We start from the raw sequence: 3,141 nt of genomic DNA, 5'->3' as shown, positions 1-3,141 counted from the left end.
ATCCGGACGAATGATTAGATTCACTGTTGAGGTGAACGACGTTTTTCTCTTTCATAACCGTCTGAAAGAATTACGCTGCTTTCTTTTACAATGATCACTGCCAGCGCAAAATCATGCCTGCTTTATTATATTAACCTGCGTTCTATATCATATGAAGTAAAAAGCTTATAAATAAAATCATGATGCCTTTATCAAAAGCACCGGGCTTCAGTGATTACAAAAATAACAGGCTACATCGCATTGGTACGGATATTATACTTACTTTGCATACCGGACTTATATTATGTTTTATGTTTATATCTAAAGTTTAAAATTGAGTATTATGAAAATCAATCACATTGCCCTATGGTGTCGTAACCTTGAAGAGATGCGTCTTTTTTATATGAAGTACTTCAACATGCAAAGCAATGAGAAGTACCACAACCCCAAAAAAGGATTCTCCTCTTATTTTCTGACTTTCCCTGAAGATGAAAATGCCCGGATTGAACTGATGGAAATGCCTGGTATTACGGAAAACAGAGGCATCAGAGGGCACCTGATGGGATATGCCCATATTGCCGTATCCGTCGGCAGCAGCGAAGCCGTAGACCGGCTGACGGAAAAATTACGTGCAGACGGTTATACCATTGCAGGGGAACCGCGATTAACAGGTGACGGATATTATGAAAGCATCATACAGGATCCCGAAGGCAACTGGCTGGAAATTACCATATGACCATCCATAAGGGAAAACATCTCTGACTGAGCGTTTCATTCATTGCCATTTTAGCTTCAGCCGGCATAAAGCTTATCCTCAGACAACCAACGTATTAACAGGCTTATGCTTGGGAAAATAATCCGGGAGAAGCAATGAGGAGGATGAAAACCATACCGGTACCTTTCACAAAAAAAAGAAGTTCTTCCACCGGGAAAGAACTTCTGAATGAATCTTTTTTATACAATGCTTATCCTTCTGCAGGGATATCCGGTACGATAATAAAGCAGCCTGCATTGAGCGGAACACATACATCCGCTTCAGGACAGTAATAGTATCCCGGAGGGCATTTTGATACGGAGGCCGCTCCTTTAATTCCTTTCAGTTCTTTTCTTGACAGCGCTTTTAAATTTTTCATGATAAATTTTGGTTTAAGGTATAATTTTAATTACTATTCTCAAAGTTAATGAAATATTTTCATCGTTTGGTGATATTTAATAAATAAATTCACAAGCGACATAAACCTTGTCAGGCTTCCGGTTCTTTTTTATCTAAATAGGTACGCCAGCATACGGCAAGAACAGCCAGAAGCCCGAATACCATTCCTACCCAGGGTGCAATGGATATTCCGTACCGGCTGATACAGAATCCTCCGGCAGCCGTTCCTAAAGACACGCCTAAATTTCCGAAGGAGGTCTGAAGGCTGTTGGCAAATTCTTTTGCCTGGGGTGCCGCTGAGATCATATACCCCACCCCGATCAGGAAACACGGCCCGTACATCATGCCCCAGACGCCTGTAACGGCAGCCACACTCAAAAAGGAATCATCGGTATAATAGAATAAAAAAGGTACGGCAAAGACTCCGCTGATGAAAAACAGGGTTGTCCGGAACATATTTTTACCCAATAATCTTCCTGATACATAATTTGACACAACCCCCATAGCTCCGAAGAGCAGCAATAAGATACTGATTTCCTGTCCGCTCCTGTGCTTTTCTTTTGTCAGGTAATCTGCGAAATAACCATATGAACAAAACCACGCTGTAATCAGCAGCAGATTTAGAAGCGTCCCCGAAATAAAACGCGGCTGCGTCAATATCGAAAGCTGGTTCTTAAACGCAGCAGGCCGTTCATTGGGTAAAGACGGTATACACCGGATGATGATCAAAAAGGTGGCAAGTATAATGATTCCCTGGATGACGTAGGCCGACTGCCATGAATACATGCTTGCAACAAAGGTGCTTAAAGGAATGAGTGTAACCTGGGCAAGGGAAATCCCGCCGATAATGACGGCTGTGAGCCGCATCTGGTCTTTCTGGGAGGTTCCCTTAACTGCCGCTGCTATCGACATCGAAAAAAAAGCGGGATGAAGAACGGTGGGAAGTACCCTCAGCAGCATCAGGATCCAGAAAGGCGGACTGAAGATGGAGAAAAAGTTGGAAATGAAAAACAGTCCCATTGCACACAGCATCACGGTTCGCTTATCAAACCGGGAAGCAAATAATACAGTGAAAGGACCGGTTACCGCGATCAGTATGGCGAAAGCACTGAGCAGATACCCGGCTGTACTGATGCTGATGTTATAAAATGCGGCAATCTGCGGCAAAACACCGATAATTCCGAATTCGGTACTGATGATGCCCACGACACCCAGGCATCCGACATAGGCGATTCTTCTATTGAGGTTTTCTTTCATAATAAACTGATCGGTTTAAAATAGGGTAAAAAAATATAGGTCTGTTTTTTTAATTTTTTTAAAATCAGAGGATGGCCGGCTTACCGGTTATTTCTTTTTGCTGACCAGCTCAACCATCAGCTGAACCATATTGTCAATCTGATGTTGATCCCGGTGCAGGACATAGTTTTTCAGGAGTGCTGCAGATGAGCTGGCAAAGAATGCCGCCGTGGTTTCCGTATCCAGGTCGTCCCTCATGAGATCCTGCAGGATCCCGCGCTCAAGAATGGCAAGATAGACCTTCTCTATCTTTTTCTCGTTGGTCAGCAGCATCCGGTTGATTTCCTCGTCCGCGAGGGCCGTTTCAAAAACCATCTTTACGGCCAGGCAGACCTTCTGATCGCTTATGCTTTGCTGTACGGCCATCAACAGGATCTGCTTCATATCTTCCAGGGCGTTATGGCTTTTGTCCTGCAAAAAATACTGATATTCGGAAAGCTTGGCCTTCTGATACCGGTCGAGGCATTTGAGCAGCAATTCCTTTTTATCGCCATAGGTAGGATATATGCTGCTTCTGTTAATTTTTAAATGGCTTTCAAGGTCGCTGAGGGAAGTAAAATGATACCCCTGCTCCCAAAACAGATGCATGGCCGCTTCCAGCTTTTGCTCGTAATCAAATTCTTTTTTTCTTGGCATGATCCTGCAAATATACAATATTAAACCGTTCGGTTTAAATTAATTTTATTTTTATTCACCGGGCTGTTTTCATCAAT

Annotated in this window: 4 protein-coding genes; 1 reads left to right on the top strand and 3 read right to left on the bottom strand. The window is 43.1% G+C overall.

The window, feature by feature from the left end:
- Positions 1-322 precede the first annotated feature (322 nt).
- The gene (locus QZ735_RS02760) at positions 323-715 is read left to right on the top strand and encodes a VOC family protein (protein ID WP_294243920.1); all 393 of its coding nucleotides are present in this window, start codon (positions 323-325) and stop codon (positions 713-715) included.
- 229 nt (positions 716-944) lie between these two features.
- Here the strand turns inward: QZ735_RS02760 and QZ735_RS02755 are convergent, their stop codons facing one another.
- The 3 genes from QZ735_RS02755 to QZ735_RS02745 form a co-directional block, all read right to left on the bottom strand.
- A complete protein-coding gene (locus QZ735_RS02755) occupies positions 945-1,112 on the bottom strand; it encodes a hypothetical protein (protein WP_294243918.1) in 168 nt (55 codons plus the stop codon).
- 110 nt (positions 1,113-1,222) lie between these two features.
- Positions 1,223-2,389, bottom strand: a complete 1,167-nt coding sequence (locus tag QZ735_RS02750; protein ID WP_294243915.1) for an MFS transporter — start codon at positions 2,387-2,389, stop codon at positions 1,223-1,225.
- An 87-nt stretch (positions 2,390-2,476) separates the two neighbouring features.
- Positions 2,477-3,064, bottom strand: coding sequence for a TetR/AcrR family transcriptional regulator (locus QZ735_RS02745; RefSeq protein WP_294243913.1), 588 nt, complete (start codon positions 3,062-3,064; stop codon positions 2,477-2,479).
- Between the last annotated feature and the right edge of the window lie 77 nt (positions 3,065-3,141).

Source organism: uncultured Chryseobacterium sp. (genome assembly GCF_913776365.1).
In the GTDB taxonomy this organism is placed as follows: domain Bacteria; phylum Bacteroidota; class Bacteroidia; order Flavobacteriales; family Weeksellaceae; genus Chryseobacterium.
The sequence above is the reverse complement of the archived record's forward strand: the minus strand, read 5'-3'. Positions and strand labels throughout refer to the sequence as shown.

Coding starts and splice junctions, on each gene's coding strand:
- QZ735_RS02745 (WP_294243913.1), bottom strand. CDS start 3,064: ATGCCAAGAAAAAAAGAATTTGATTACGAGCAAAAGCTGGAAGCGGCC.
- QZ735_RS02755 (WP_294243918.1), bottom strand. CDS start 1,112: ATGAAAAATTTAAAAGCGCTGTCAAGAAAAGAACTGAAAGGAATTAAA.
- QZ735_RS02760 (WP_294243920.1), top strand. CDS start 323: ATGAAAATCAATCACATTGCCCTATGGTGTCGTAACCTTGAAGAGATG.
- QZ735_RS02750 (WP_294243915.1), bottom strand. CDS start 2,389: ATGAAAGAAAACCTCAATAGAAGAATCGCCTATGTCGGATGCCTGGGT.